The organism is Sphingosinicella xenopeptidilytica, from assembly GCF_042676985.1.
Classification (GTDB): domain Bacteria; phylum Pseudomonadota; class Alphaproteobacteria; order Sphingomonadales; family Sphingomonadaceae; genus Sphingosinicella; species Sphingosinicella xenopeptidilytica.
In genome coordinates this window covers 174,959-187,820 of the sequence record NZ_JBHTIK010000002.1, presented here as the reverse complement: position 1 = coordinate 187,820, position 12,862 = coordinate 174,959, and the positions used below count along the sequence as shown (strand labels likewise).

At 66.7% G+C, this 12,862-nt stretch carries 13 protein-coding genes; 7 read left to right on the top strand and 6 right to left on the bottom strand.

What is annotated here, in order from left to right:
- Window positions 1-64 precede the first annotated feature (64 nt).
- Genes ACFQ00_RS03730 through ACFQ00_RS03720 form a run of 3 tightly spaced genes read left to right on the top strand, consistent with a single transcriptional unit; the run spans window position 65 to window position 2,751 of the window.
- Window positions 65-523, top strand: coding sequence for a hypothetical protein (locus tag ACFQ00_RS03730; RefSeq protein ID WP_381486396.1), 459 nt, complete (start codon window positions 65-67; stop codon window positions 521-523).
- Between the two features lie 60 nt (window positions 524-583).
- A complete protein-coding gene (locus ACFQ00_RS03725; protein ID WP_381486393.1) occupies window positions 584-1,456 on the top strand; it encodes a DMT family transporter in 873 nt (290 codons plus the stop codon).
- The gene (locus tag ACFQ00_RS03720; RefSeq protein WP_381486391.1) at window positions 1,453-2,751 is read left to right on the top strand and encodes an MFS transporter; all 1,299 of its coding nucleotides are present in this window, start codon (window positions 1,453-1,455) and stop codon (window positions 2,749-2,751) included. The genes ACFQ00_RS03725 and ACFQ00_RS03720 overlap by 4 nt, the downstream gene beginning before the upstream one ends.
- Here ACFQ00_RS03720 and ACFQ00_RS03715 read toward each other — a convergent pair.
- Complete coding sequence (locus ACFQ00_RS03715) at window positions 2,739-3,680, bottom strand: hydroxymethylglutaryl-CoA lyase (protein ID WP_381486388.1); 942 nt, start codon at window positions 3,678-3,680, stop codon at window positions 2,739-2,741. The genes ACFQ00_RS03720 and ACFQ00_RS03715 overlap by 13 nt on opposite strands.
- Window positions 3,681-3,827: 147 nt before the next feature.
- On the opposite strand from ACFQ00_RS03715, the gene ACFQ00_RS03710 reads away from it, so the two are divergent.
- Complete coding sequence (locus tag ACFQ00_RS03710) at window positions 3,828-5,693, top strand: flavin-containing monooxygenase (protein ID WP_381486385.1); 1,866 nt, start codon at window positions 3,828-3,830, stop codon at window positions 5,691-5,693.
- On the opposite strand, the gene ACFQ00_RS03705 is transcribed toward ACFQ00_RS03710, so the two are convergent.
- From ACFQ00_RS03705 to ACFQ00_RS03685, 5 genes are all read right to left on the bottom strand, one after another.
- A complete protein-coding gene (locus tag ACFQ00_RS03705; protein ID WP_381486382.1) occupies window positions 5,690-6,463 on the bottom strand; it encodes an SDR family NAD(P)-dependent oxidoreductase in 774 nt (257 codons plus the stop codon). The genes ACFQ00_RS03710 and ACFQ00_RS03705 overlap by 4 nt on opposite strands.
- A 10-nt stretch (window positions 6,464-6,473) precedes the next feature.
- A complete protein-coding gene (locus tag ACFQ00_RS03700) occupies window positions 6,474-6,968 on the bottom strand; it encodes a flavodoxin family protein (protein ID WP_381486379.1) in 495 nt (164 codons plus the stop codon).
- Window positions 6,969-8,261: an acyl-CoA dehydrogenase family protein gene (locus tag ACFQ00_RS03695; protein ID WP_381486376.1), complete on the bottom strand. Its 1,293-nt coding sequence runs from the start codon at window positions 8,259-8,261 to the stop codon at window positions 6,969-6,971. It abuts the gene before it with no gap.
- 78 nt (window positions 8,262-8,339) lie between these two features.
- On the bottom strand, window positions 8,340-9,053 hold the full coding sequence (locus ACFQ00_RS03690) for a hypothetical protein (RefSeq protein ID WP_381486374.1): 714 nt from the start codon (window positions 9,051-9,053) through the stop codon (window positions 8,340-8,342).
- 2 nt (window positions 9,054-9,055) lie between these two features.
- Window positions 9,056-10,243 (bottom strand): toxic anion resistance protein, encoded by a 1,188-nt coding sequence (locus ACFQ00_RS03685; protein ID WP_381486371.1) that lies wholly within the window; start codon window positions 10,241-10,243, stop codon window positions 9,056-9,058.
- A gap of 80 nt (window positions 10,244-10,323) precedes the next feature.
- Between ACFQ00_RS03685 and ACFQ00_RS03680 the strand changes: the two genes are divergently transcribed.
- Genes ACFQ00_RS03680 through ACFQ00_RS03670 form a run of 3 tightly spaced genes read left to right on the top strand, consistent with a single transcriptional unit; the run spans window position 10,324 to window position 12,774 of the window.
- On the top strand, window positions 10,324-11,223 hold the full coding sequence (locus tag ACFQ00_RS03680) for a hypothetical protein (RefSeq protein WP_381486368.1): 900 nt from the start codon (window positions 10,324-10,326) through the stop codon (window positions 11,221-11,223).
- Between the two features lies 1 nt (window position 11,224).
- Complete coding sequence (locus ACFQ00_RS03675; RefSeq protein WP_381486365.1) at window positions 11,225-12,016, top strand: cytochrome b/b6 domain-containing protein; 792 nt, start codon at window positions 11,225-11,227, stop codon at window positions 12,014-12,016.
- Window positions 12,013-12,774, top strand: a complete 762-nt coding sequence (locus ACFQ00_RS03670; protein ID WP_381486362.1) for a molybdopterin-binding protein — start codon at window positions 12,013-12,015, stop codon at window positions 12,772-12,774. The genes ACFQ00_RS03675 and ACFQ00_RS03670 overlap by 4 nt, the downstream gene beginning before the upstream one ends.
- The last annotated feature ends 88 nt before the right edge of the window (window positions 12,775-12,862 follow it).

The following is a 12,862-nucleotide window of genomic DNA, read 5'->3' as shown; positions in this document are numbered from 1 at the left end:
CCCGTCCCACAGTGTGATTGAGAAACATAACTACGCTGAAATTGTTGAAGGTAGAAGCGTTCAGGTGATGATAAACGGCATTTCCGGCAACAACTGGCCGAACGGACGGGGTGCCGCTGCTGATCCGAAAGGAAGAACGATGATCCTGCTCCATGCCGCGCTCCTGATGGCCGCGCAGGTGCTGCAGCCGGTGGCCGTACCGGAACCGGTGCCCGCCGCCCCACTCCCGGCCGTGGATGAAGGCGCCGCGCCCGACGATGCCGCCGCGATCAGCGCCCGCAAGCGGCTGAACGCGGAGGTGAAAGCGCGCACGGATGCCACCGATGCGGGGTATGCCGCTGCGCAGGCCGCATATCAGGCGCAGATGCGCGAGCATCAGGCTGCGGTCGAGAGCACCGCAAGGGCACAGGCCGAGTACGAGGCCGCGCGCGCCGCTTATGATCAGCGCCAGCGCGAGATCGCCGACTGGCAGGCCTGCGTGAACGGCGACAAGACGCGCTGCCCGCCGAAGCCCCAAAAATAGCCGCCCTCCCACTTCGCGCGGATTGACACCACCGGCCGCGCCTCGGCAAGCAGCGGGGACATGCGCCCGTCCTCCGCCCCGCCGATGCTGCTCGCCTTTCTGGCGATCGCGCTGCTCTGCGCGATGGACGCCGCGATCAAGCTCGGCGCGCAGACGCACGCCATCATCACCGTCACCTTCATGCGCTATTTCGCGGGCACACTGCTTGCGCTGCCGCTGCTGCGCTTCGGCAAGATCGCGTTCTCGCGCGAGACTTTGCGGGGCCATGCCGTGCGCGGGCTCGTGATCGCCGCCGCGGCCTACCTGTTCTTCTACGGGCTCTGGGCGATCCCGATCGCCGAAGCGATCGCGATCTCCTTCATCGCGCCGCTGCTCGTCCCGCTGTTTGCGCGCGCTCTGCTCGGCGAGCGGATGCGCGCGATCAATGTGGCGGCGTGCCTCGTGGGGTTCGGCGGCGTTCTGGTGACGGTAACCGGCCATGTCCCGGTGCCGACACCCAACCGCACCGAAGGGGTGGCCGCCGTATTCGTATCGGCGGTGCTCTATGCACTCTCCGTCGTTTTGCTCAGACAGCGGGCGATGCGCGACGATCCGCAGGTCATCAGCCTCCTCGCCGCCGCCTTCCCGGCGCTCTATACGGCACCCTTCGCGCTGTTCGCCGCGCCACTGCCTGCGCCCGGCGCGCTCCCGCTGTTCGCGCTGATGGGTGCGCTCGGCACGGGCGGCATCCTGCTCCTTGCCTATGCCTATGCACGCGCCGAGGCGCAGAAACTCGTGGTTCTCGAATATACAGCGCTCGGCTGGGGGGCACTGTTCGGGTGGTGGCTGTTCGACGAAGGCGTGCGGCCGCAGGTCGTCCTCGGCGGCGCGATCGTGGCGGGCGCCTGCCTGATGACGGCATGGTCGGGCCGGCGGAAAGCGGTTACCGCATGAACCCGGCAAGCAGCCTGCGTGGCGATTTCTCGCTGCTGTTCCTCGTGCTCTTCGTCGTAGCGGCAGGCAACACGGCGCTGCAATCGGTGCTGCCCACGATCGGGCGCGAAATCGGCATCCCCGACCTGCTGGTGGCGACGATCTTCTCGTTTTCGGCGCTGATGTGGACCTTCGCCGCGCCGCGCTGGGCCGATGCTTCGGACCGCTACGGCCGCAAGGCGCTGATTCTATTGGGACTCGGCGGCTATTTCGTCTCCAAGCTGATCTGCGCGTTCGTGATCCTCGCTGGGCTCAAGCACCTGATCGCGCCGATCGCCGTGTTCATCATCTTCGCCGTCGCGCGTTCGCTGTTCGGCCTGTTCGGTTCGGCCTCCAACCCGGCGGCACAGGCCTATGTCGCCTCGCGGACCAGCCCCTCGGAGCGCACGCGGGCGCTCTCCGTGCTCGCGTCCGCGTTCGGACTCGGTACAATCGTGGGGCCAGCGGTGGCACCGTTCTTCGTGCTGCCTTACGTCACGCTTTCGGGGCCGATGTTCGCCTTCGCGGCCTTCGCGCTCGTCACGCTCGTCATGGTTTCGCGCCGCCTGCCCGCCGATGCGCCAAGCGCGGGCGAGGAACGGCCGATCGCCAACCTCGAGCCGACCGTCGCGACCGGCCCGCGCAGCACGCATGGCGCGCGGACGCGGACACACCATCGCCTTTCGTGGCGCGATCCGCGCATCCTGCCCTTTTCGATCTACGGGCTCGCCATCGGCAACGCGCAGGCGGCGAGCGGCCAGTCGCTCGGCTTCTTCATCATCGACCGGCTGGGCCTGCCACCCATCGAAGCGCAGACCTTCATCGGCATCACGCTGATGGCGGCGGCCGCCGCAACGCTGCTCGCGCAGTGGGCGCTCATCCCGATGTTCCATCTGGGGCCTAAGCTGCTGCTGCGCTGGGGCGCTGGCCTTGCCGCCGTGGGTTCGATCCTGCTTGCGGTTTCGGCCGATTTCTACGGGATCGTGCTGTCGTTCGCCATCGCCTCGCTCGGCTACGGCTTCGCGCGGCCGGGGTTCAGCGCAGGGGCATCGCTCGCCGTGGGGCTGGAGGATCAGGGCGGCGCGGCGGGCGCGATCACCGCCGTGAACGGCGCGGCGTTCATCATCGCGCCCACGATCGGCATCGCGCTCTACCAGATCTGGCAGCCGCTGCCCTACCTGCTGAGCGCAGTGCTTCTCGCCGCCATGCTCGTCTATTCGCTGAAGAACCCGCTGCTGGGCTCAGATCTCGACCGCGACGAGATTCAGACGCAGTAGTTGGCGGCGGGATAAGCGCCCGTCGGCGGTCCTGCCTTCGCCACCATCGAGGGCAGCGCCTTGCCCATCACGGTTTCGAACCAGTGGTTCGTCGCGATGGCGGCAGCGAGGTCGACGCCGGTCGAAACACCCGAGCCATCCAGCATGAACAGCAGGTCTTCGGTCGAGATGTTGCCGGTCGCCTTCGGCGCGAACGGGCAGCCGCCGAGGCCGCCGAGCGACGAATCGAGCACGTTCACGCCCGCCGCATAGGCAGCCCATGCGTTCGCGATGCCGGTGCCGCGCGTGTTGTGGAAGTGGGCGCGCAGGCGAACGCCGTCTCCCACGGCGGCGCGCACGCGGCCGAACAGGTCCGTCACCTGCGCGGGCACGCCGACGCCGATCGTGTCGGCAAGCGCGATCTCCTCGGCGCCCGCCTCGGCCATTGCCTCGGCGCAGCGCACTACGGTTTCGGGCGGCACGTAGCCTTCGAAGGGGCAGCCGAACGCCGCCGATATCGTCACCTGCGCGACGAGGCCGTTTTCGCGCGCCAGCCGCAGCATTTCGCGGTTTTCAGCGATTCCCTGATCGATCGTCTGGCCCTGATTGCGCTCGCCGAATGTATTCGAGGCGACCAGTACGCAGCCCGCCTCGTCAACGCCGCGCTTGTTGCCCTCGCGGCTTTCAATGGCGCGCAGCACGCCGCGCTTGTTGAGGCAGAGCCCGATGTAGGAGACGTCGCGGCGATCGGGCAGGCCCGCGATCACGGCTTCCGCATCCGCCATCTGCGGCACGCGCTTGGGATTGACGAAGCTCGCGACTTCCAGGCGCCGCACGCCCGCGTCGATCATGCGCGTGATGAGGCCAAGCTTGTCTGCGGTCGAAACGATCTCCGGCTCGTTCTGAAGGCCGTCGCGCGCGCCCACCTCCACGATCGTCACGTCCGCCATGCCGTCTCTCCTGCAAATCGCTGCGTCCGACTTGGGCATTTCGGCGGCAAGGTCAATCCCTCTCAAAACCGAGATGCTCTCAAGTTGGGGGGCCTGCACCGGAAAACATTTGGCGCAATGATGGCAGGGCTCTGGGGAGAGACCGCCATGACTAGAGGCCGAATCGAAACCGCACTCACCGAAGCGCATATCCCGTCGCTGATCTGTGCGCTCGTCCATCTGACCGGGGACGCGAGCCTGCTCGCCGAAAACCGGCCGACCTACGATTTCTTCGGCGACGGGCAAGGCAACCTGCCGCCCGCACTGCAGGATGCCGTTCGACAGCGCGCAGCGGAGGCGATCAGTGCGCATCTTGCGGGCACACCCCTGCCCCCGGCGCCCGATGCGGCAACCGTACGAAGGATGATGGATTTCATCGCCGGGGCCGATATCCCGAAGCACTACGTGCCGTTCCTGATGGAAGAACTCGGGATCGAAAGCGCCGATCCGAAGCGGCCCGAGCCCGCGCCCGTGAAGAAGCGCGTCGCGATCGTCGGCGCAGGCATGTCCGGGCTTCTGGCCGCGATCCGGCTGCGGCAGGCCGGGCACGAGGTTGTGATCATCGAGAAAAACGCCGACGTGGGCGGCACGTGGCTGGAAAACACCTACCCCGGCTGCCGCGTCGACAACCCGAGTCACCTCTATTCCTACTCGTTCGAGGCGAACCACCACTGGCCCGCGCATTATTCGACGCAGCCGACGCTGCTCGCCTATTTCCGCGACATTGCAGACAAATACGACCTTCGCCCGCTGATCCGCTTCGGGACGACCGTCGACCGCGCGGAATGGGACGAAGGCGCCTCGCTATGGCGCCTGACGCTCTCGGGGCAGCACGCGGGCAGCATCGAGGTCGACGCACTTATCAGCGCCGTCGGCCAGCTCAACCAGCCGCGCCTTCCCGACATCCCGGGTGTCGGCACGTTCGAGGGCCCAGCCTTTCATAGCGCGCGCTGGCGGCATGACGTCGACCTCAAAGGCAAGCGCGTCGCTGTGATCGGCACGGGTGCGAGCGCCTATCAGTTCGTGCCGGAGATCGCTCCCGAGGTCGGCCAACTCACGGTGTTTCAGCGCACGCCGCCATGGGGCGGGCCGACGCCGAATTACCACGATCCCGTGACCGACAATGTCCAGTGGCTGCTCGAAAACGTGCCCTTCTACGAGAAGTGGTACAGGTTCTGGCTGTTCTGGATGATGACCGACGGCATCCTGCCGTTCGTTAAGGCCGACGAAGGCTGGAACGGCCCGGCGGGCACGATCGGCGCGATGAACCTCGAACTCCGAAACGCGCTCGTGCAGCAGATCGGCCTGCAGTGCGAGGGGCGGCCCGATCTCTTCTCGGCCGTGATCCCGGACTATCCGATCGGCGGCAAGCGCAGCCTTCGCGACAACGGCGTGTGGATCACCGCACTGCGCCGCGACAATGTGCATCTCGAACAAAGCCCGATCGCGCGCATCACGGAAACGGGCATCGAAACGGCGGACGGGACGCAGCACGAATACGACGTGATCGTCTACGGCACGGGCTTCAAGGCGAGCGACTTCCTTTCGACCTTCAAGATCGTCGGCCGCGGCGGCACGGAGCTTCACGAACGCTGGCAGGGCGACGCGCGCGCCTATCTCGGCATGACCGTGCCGGGCTTCCCGAACTTCTTCATGCTCTATGGGCCGAACACCAACATCGTCGTCAACGGCAGCATCATCTTCTTCTCGGAATGTTCGGTGCGCTACGTCGTCCGCGCGCTCGCGATGCTCGGCGAAGAGGGGGCGACGACGCTCGACGTGCGCGAGGACGTGCACGACGTGTTCAATACCCGCGTCGATGCCGGAAACGCGCGGATGGCGTGGGGCCAACCTAGCGTTTCGAGCTGGTACAAGAACGCCACCGGCCGCGTCAGCCAGAACTGGCCGTTCGCGCTCGTCGACTACTGGGCGGCGACGCTGAAGCCCGATCCCTCGGACTTCGAGATGGCCTAGAGCGACTGCCCGTCGTCGAGCGTGAAGCTGGAGCCGGTGATCGCCGCACTTGCGTCCGAGGCGAGGTAGAGCAGCATCGCGTCGAGACTGTCCTCCGCCATCAGTCGGCGGCGGGGGAACTTGGCGATGTGTTTCTGCCCGGCTTCGGTATCGAACCATTCGCTGTTGAGCTCGGTGCGCACATAGCCGGGGCAGATCGAATTGACGTTGATACCCTGCCGCACCCAGTCGCGCGCCAGCACCTTGCCCATCTGCTGCACGGCCGCTTTCGAGGCCGAGTAAGCGGCAAGGCCGGGCTCCACCGTGTTCGCGGTGATCGACGAGACGATGACGATACGGCCGTGCCCGCGCTCGCGCGCGCCCGCCGCCATCAGCCGCCGCGCGCCTTCGCGCACGGTGAGGAACACGCCGGTGAGGTTCACGCCCATCACGCGGTTGAAATCCTCGACCGCGATTTCTGTCGCGGGACCTTCGATGTTCATGCCGGCGTTGGCGATGATGCTGTCCGGTGTGCCGAACGCATCCTCGATGCGGTCGTAGGCCGCGATCACGGAGGCCTCGTTCGACACATCCATCTCCACGGCGAGCGCTTCGCCACCCGTACCCGCGATCTCGTCGGCAAGAGCGCTCAGCATATCGACGCGCCGCGCACCGAGCGCGACCTTGGCGCCGCTCGCCGCGAGCTGCCGTGCGAAACGCGCGCCGAAGCCCGACGATGCGCCTGTCACCAGCGCGACGCGCCCCGAAAGATCGAACGAAAAACCCGCCATCACCACTCCCCTACACTATGCCCATCGCAAGGCCCGCCGCCAGCGCATGGCCCATATCGCGACACGCCTCAAGATCGTCCGGGCCGATCACCTTTGGCGCGAGGATCGCTTCGGACGTGTCGGCGTGGGTAAGGACGATGCGCGGTTCGGCGGCGGGTTTCAGCCGCCAGCCGGTCGCGATCCGTTCGATCTGGCGCACGGCGTTCGTGCCGTCCGTGCCCGCGCAGACGAGCGTCACGTAGGGCCGTCCCTCGATCCGGCCGAGCGCCGGGTAGTAGCAGCGGTCGAAGAAAGCCTTCATCACGCCGGCGATCGCGGCAAGGTTTTCCGGGAACGCGAAGATGTAACCGTCGGCCGCAAGCAGGTCGTCGGCCCCGGCCTCTGCCGCCGGTTTCAGCACGACCGCAACGCCGTCTTCGCGGCGCGCACCGTCCGCCACCGCCTCGGCCATCTGCCGCGCGCCGCCGGTTGTCGAGTGCCAGACGATGAGGAGCGTCTTCGCCATCTACGCGCCCGCCAACGCGGCTTTCCGCGGTCCCATATAGCCGAACAGGAACGCGGCCACCTTGCGCATCTGGATCTCCTCGGCGCCTTCGGTGATGCGGTAGCGGCGGTGGTGGCGGTAGATGTGCTCGAACGGCTTGTGGCGCGAGTAGCCGATGCCGCCGTGCACCTGCATGGCGCGGTCCGCTGCTTCGCAGACGAGCCGGTTCGCCCAGTAGTTGCACATCGAAACGCGGTCCGAAAGCTCGCGCTCAATCGCCTTGTGCGGCGTCCGGTCCATTTCCCACGCTGTCTTGCGGATGAGGAGCCGCAGCATTTCCGCCTGCGTCGCAAGCTCGACGAGCGGGAACTGGATCGCCTGGTTTTCCGCGAGCGCCTTGCCGAAGGGTTTGCGCGTTCGTGCGTACTTCACGCTCTCCTCGATGCAGTAGACGGCCGCGCCGAGCGATGAGGCCGCCTGTCGGATGCGGTTCTGGTGGACGAACGACTGCGCGAGCGCGAGGCCCGCGCCGGGCGCGCCAAGCACGGCAGTCTCCGGCACCCAGACGTTCGTGAACGACACGCGCGGGTGGTCGGTGGGCATGTTGAAGGTCCAGAGATACTCCTCGATCTTCACGCCCGGCGCATCGGAGGGCACCAGCAGGCAGGTGATGCCCCGCGCGTCGCCGGCCGCACCGTCCGTCCGCGCGAAGGTCGCGCAGTGCGTGGCGACGTGCATCCCGGTCGTCCACATCTTCTCGCCGTCGATACGCCAGCCGGGCACGCCTCCGCGCACCTCCGGCACGGCGCGCGTCTCCATATGCGTCGCGTCGGAGCCGTGCTCGGGTTCGGTGAGGCCGAAGGCGACGATGCGCTCGCGTTTGAAGCCGCCGAGGATGAACTCCTGCTTCTGCGCTTCGGTCCCGAACTCCTCGAACATCGCGACGAACGGGAAGTTGCCGACGATCGAGTGCTCGTTCTGAAGGTCGTTGTGGAGACCGAGCCCCTTCGCGGCGAAATGCTCGCGGATCACCGCCATCCAGAGGTTCGAGCCATCCCTGCCGCCATATGTCTTCGGCGCGGAGAAGCGCCAGTGCCCGGCGGCGTCGGCGCGGCGCTGGGCTTCGGCGAGCAGCGCTTCCCATTCGTGGCGCGGGAGGCCGTCGTTCTCGAAATCGGTGCGCGCCCATTCGCGGCGGTGGTCGAAGAAGCGGATGTTGTCGTCCGCGGCCTCAAGAGGCCTGATTTCGGCCGCGATGAAGGCATCAAGCTCGGCGAGATAGGCGACGAGGTCGGCGGGCAGATCGAAATCCATGGGTCCTCTCCTTACCCGCCAGATAGACATGCGCGCAGGCACGCGTCCACCGCGCGGGATTGAGAGGTCGTTAGATTTCTAAGTAAGGCTACCGTTTTCCTTGTAGCGCTGTTCGAGGAACTTACCCTCGATGGCGAGCGCATCGAGGTCGCCGCGCACGAGTTGTTCGGAAAGGCGGCGAAGCTCGTCTGCGATGGTGACAAGGCCTTCGAGAAGCTGCTGCTCAGGCTCGCTGCCCGGCGTGCGGTAGGCCTGCGGCACCTTGAGGTAGGTGTCGACGAGGCGCGGCAGATGCTCGCCGATGAGGCGGCGCGCATCGCCCGCGATCGGTTGGCCCGAGGGCACCTGACCGAGTTGCTCCCCGAGCACTTCGAGGCGCAGCAGGATCTCGTCGATCAGTTTCGACGCGCGCGACGGGAGGCTGCGGCGCTGGCGCTCGAGCCACGCCTCGACACGTCCGGGAATCGCCGCGAGATCGGCATTTTTCATGGCCTGCGGGGTCGGCATGTCCGGTTGCGGGCGGCGCAGCAGGAACCAGCCGCCGACGCCCGCCACCGCGAGTACGAGCAGCAGGAAACCATTGATGCCGAGCGGCGCCACGAACATCGCGAAGAGCAGGGCGGCAACCGCGAGCCCGGCCGTCGCCATCGCCGCATTCGCCACGCGCTGCGCCACCGATTTCGCATGGCGCTGCGTGCGCCTGAGCGCCGCCGCGCGTCCTTCCGGCGTCTGGCCGAGGCGTTTCAGCGCCTCATCGGCGCGGCCGAGCATCTGCGAAACGTCACGCGCCACGTTCAGCCCTCGATCGCCTTGAAGGTGGTCGTCGGGCCTTTGATCTGCGCCTGAGACGCACCCTCTGCGCGGGCGATGTAGCCGCGCGACTTCTCGACCTCGCCCGAGAGCGTCTCGACCGTCTCCTTCATCGAGGCGAGCGCTTCCATCTTGAACGTGTCGATCGAATCCATCGTCGCGTAGATGTTCTCGAAGGCGCGCTTCAGCGTTTCGATGGGAATGGTCGCCGATGCCGCCTGCTTGTGGATTTCGCCGGTCTGGTTCCTGAGCATCGTGCTCGTCGAGTCGATCACGCCCGCCGTCGTCGTGTTGAGCGCGGTGATCTGATCGAGCACGAGGCGCTGGCTGGTGAGCGCCTGCGCGACCGTGACGGCCGTGCGCAGCGCCGAAACCGTCGTCGTCGAGGCACGGTCGACGCCCTTCGTCAGCTCGACGTTGTTTTTCTTGACGAGATCGAGCGCGAGGTAGCCCTGCACGCTCACGGCCATCTGCGTGAGGAGATCGGTCGTGCGCTGGCGCGCGTAGAACAGCGCGCTTTCGCGGATCGCCTTGGCCTTCGCGGGATCGGAAACCTCAAGCTCAGCCGCTGCGGCTTCGAGCTTCGCATCCAGCGTCTTCGAGACGTGGATCATCTGCTCCAGCTTTTCCATCGTCTTCCAGAGGTTCTGGCGTTCGACGTCGATCGCGGCATTGTCGCGGAACAGCTCCTCGCGGCTGTTCGAAAGGTTTTCGAGGATACCCGAGATGTGGCTCTGCGCGGAACGGTACTTGTCGAAATAGCGGTTCGCGCGGCTGCCGAACGGAATGACGCCGAGAATCTTGCGGGGCGCAAGCTTCTTGCCGTCCGTGCCCGGATCGAGGTCTTCGACCGTCCGGCGCAGCGCGACGAGATCCTTGCCGATATTGCCCTCGGCATTGATCGCCTTCACCGGGCGATCGAGGAAGCGGTTGGATTGCTGCGCAGCCTCGGCGATTTCGCGGCGGCCAAGCGCCGTCACTTCGTCGACGAGCTTGCCGAAGGCGGGGCTGTTCGCATCCTGCGCCAGAAGATCCTCGACGAAGCTGTCGACGGTGGTTTCAAGCTTCGACTTCTTCTCGTCGCTGATCGGCACAAGCCCGGCGGCCTTTTCGGGCGCCACGGCGATCACGGGATCGGGGGCCTGAAGCTTCAGCTCGGTTTCGGTCTGCATTACCGCTCCTAATGATCCGTTTCCTGTCCTATGCTTATCACCATATTGGGTGTGTTGCCCACATAATACAAGGGGACGCCGTGAGGACCGTGAACCGCCTGATGCTGACCGCGCTGCCGCTGCTCATCGCCGCGGGTGCCGCCGCGCAGCAGCCCGACCCGACGAGCGCGGCGGATTCCGCGCTTCACCTGTCGCGCACGCTCGGCATCAGCCTTGAAGAGGCGGAGGCGCGGATGCGGCTTGCGGACAGGCTCGCCGTGTTCCAGCTCCGCGTGCGCTCCGATCCGGATTTCGCGGGCCTCTACCTCGAACACGAGCCAAAGGCGCAGGCCGTGGTGCTATTCAAGGGCGATGCCGCCGCGAAGCTGAAACGCTACGTGGGGGACGACGCCTTCGTGCCGCGCAGCGTCGAATATTCGCTCGCCGACCTCACCGCCGCCGAAACGGAAGCGAAGGAGGCATTCAAGGCCGCCGCGCTGGCGCTTGTCGGCACCGAGCGGGATATCGAAGCGAACCGCGTGCTGTTCCATGTCGTCGACGATGCGGCGGCGAAGGCCGCCATCGCAGCGGGGCGTCTGAAACTCTCGCCGGCGGTCGTGATCGATGCCGTCGGCGACGACAGCATCCCGCAGCCGCAGAAGCTTGGCGCCGTCGCCCACTTCCCGCAGGCGCGCGATCCTTCGGGCGCCGCAATGCAGGCGCTGTTCACGGGCACGCTGTTCGTGAAGGATGGCTGTCTGCGCGTCGGCAGCGAAACAGGCGAAAGCCGCCTCGTGCTCTGGCCCTCCTCCGCCCGGCTCGCCGAAGACGGCGGCAAGCTCGTCGTCCGCGACGGTGCGGCGGGTGGCACGCTGACGGTGGGCAGCCCCGTGTCGCTTTCCGGCGGCGGCACCACCGAACCGCCGCCGCCCGGCTATCTGCTTGAAGGCATCCCGCGCGCCTGCGCCGGACCCTACTGGATCGCCGCGAAGGGCTGGTAGCGTGATCGTCCGCCGCCACAGGCTGCCCGTCAGGCTCTGGCACTGGACGAACGCGGTCGCGGTGTTCGTGCTGCTGATGAGCGGCCTGATGATCTTCAACGCGCACCCGCGCCTCTACTGGGGAGCGTACGGCGCCAACCCAGACCCGGCCTGGCTGGAAATCTACGCAACGCGCACGTCCGGCGTGCTGCGGATCGGCGATCTGCATGTCGAGACCACCGGCGTCCTCGGCCGCTGGACGGATCCGGAGGGCGTCTCGCGGGCGCGCGCCTTCCCGTACTGGGCGACGATCCCTTCCACCTACAGCCTTGCGCTCGCACGGCGCTGGCATATCGCGTTCGCGTGGGTTCTGACCGTCGCCGGGAGCCTCTACCTCATCTGGACGGTCGCTGGACGCCACACCGCCGCGCTGCTGCCCGGCAGGCAGGAGCTTGCGCCCCGCCGCCTGTGGCAGGACATCAAGGCCCACGCCCGACTCCGCTTTGCGCACGGCAAAGCGGCGATCGGCTACAATCCGCTGCAGAAGCTTGCCTATGCGGGCGTCGTGTTCGCGCTGCTGCCCGCGATGGTGCTGAGCGGCCTTGCCATGTCGCCGGCGATGGACGCGGCGTGGCCGTGGCTCGTCGACCTGTTCGGCGGACGACAATCGGCGCGCTCCGTGCATTTCATCAGCGCGATGCTGATCGCCGCGTTCATCGCCGTCCACCTGCTGATGGTGCTGCTGGCGGGCCCCTTGAACGGGATCGGGTCGATGATCACCGGCCGCTACCGCATACCGGATGATACGCCATGAAACATCGTGTTACCCGTCGTGGACTCGTGGGCAGCCTCGTTGCGGGCGCGGGGCTCGTGGTTTCGGGCTGCGACCGGCTCGGGCAGAGCCAAAACTTTCGAAAATTACTGTCCGGCGCCGAGACGCTGACCATGCGCGCGCAGCGTCTGATCAGCAGCCGCGACGCGCTCGCACGCGAGTTCGGCGCGGCGGAAATGTCGCCCGTGTTCCGCATGAACGGCAACACGATGCCCGCCGACCCCGCCTATGCGCGCCATGCGGCGAACGGCTTTGCGGACTGGCGCCTCGTGGTGGACGGGCTGGTCGAGCGCCCGCTGGCCCTGTCGCTTGGGGCGATCCGCGCCCTCCCCACACGCACGCAGATCACGCGGCACGACTGTGTGGAGGGGTGGAGCGCGATCGGCAAATGGACCGGCGTGCCGCTGAAAACGCTGCTCGACGTCGCCGGGCTTCGGGACGGCGCACGCTATGTGATCTTCCACTGCGCCGACGACTTCGGCGGTTCGCGCTATTACGAATCGATCGACCTCATCGACGCCTTCCACCCGCAGACGATCCTCGCCTGGGGCATGAACGACACGCCCCTGCCCATCGGCCACGGCGCGCCGCTTCGGCTCCGCGTCGAACGGCAGCTCGGCTACAAGCACGCGAAGTTCGTGATGCGCGTTGAGGTCGCGTCAACCTTTGCTAACACGGCCGGCGGAAAAGGCGGCTATTGGGAGGACCGCGGCGACTATGAATGGTACGCGGGCATCTAACCGTTTCGCCTGGGAAACGGCAGAATCGCTACGTTTTCGCAACGAAACCGTGTTTTTTGCAATACATTGAGAATTAAGGATTCCTTGT

Bases quoted from the DNA above. Each gene is read 5' to 3' on its own strand.
- ACFQ00_RS03725 (WP_381486393.1), top strand. From the start codon at position 584: ATGCGCCCGTCCTCCGCCCCGCCGATGCTGCTCGCCTTTCTGGCGATC.
- ACFQ00_RS03720 (WP_381486391.1), top strand. From the start codon at position 1,453: ATGAACCCGGCAAGCAGCCTGCGTGGCGATTTCTCGCTGCTGTTCCTC.
- ACFQ00_RS03715 (WP_381486388.1), bottom strand. From the start codon at position 3,680: ATGGCGGACGTGACGATCGTGGAGGTGGGCGCGCGCGACGGCCTTCAG.
- ACFQ00_RS03710 (WP_381486385.1), top strand. From the start codon at position 3,828: ATGACTAGAGGCCGAATCGAAACCGCACTCACCGAAGCGCATATCCCG.
- ACFQ00_RS03705 (WP_381486382.1), bottom strand. From the start codon at position 6,463: ATGGCGGGTTTTTCGTTCGATCTTTCGGGGCGCGTCGCGCTGGTGACA.
- ACFQ00_RS03700 (WP_381486379.1), bottom strand. From the start codon at position 6,968: ATGGCGAAGACGCTCCTCATCGTCTGGCACTCGACAACCGGCGGCGCG.
- ACFQ00_RS03695 (WP_381486376.1), bottom strand. From the start codon at position 8,261: ATGGATTTCGATCTGCCCGCCGACCTCGTCGCCTATCTCGCCGAGCTT.
- ACFQ00_RS03685 (WP_381486371.1), bottom strand. From the start codon at position 10,243: ATGCAGACCGAAACCGAGCTGAAGCTTCAGGCCCCCGATCCCGTGATC.
- ACFQ00_RS03670 (WP_381486362.1), top strand. From the start codon at position 12,013: ATGAAACATCGTGTTACCCGTCGTGGACTCGTGGGCAGCCTCGTTGCG.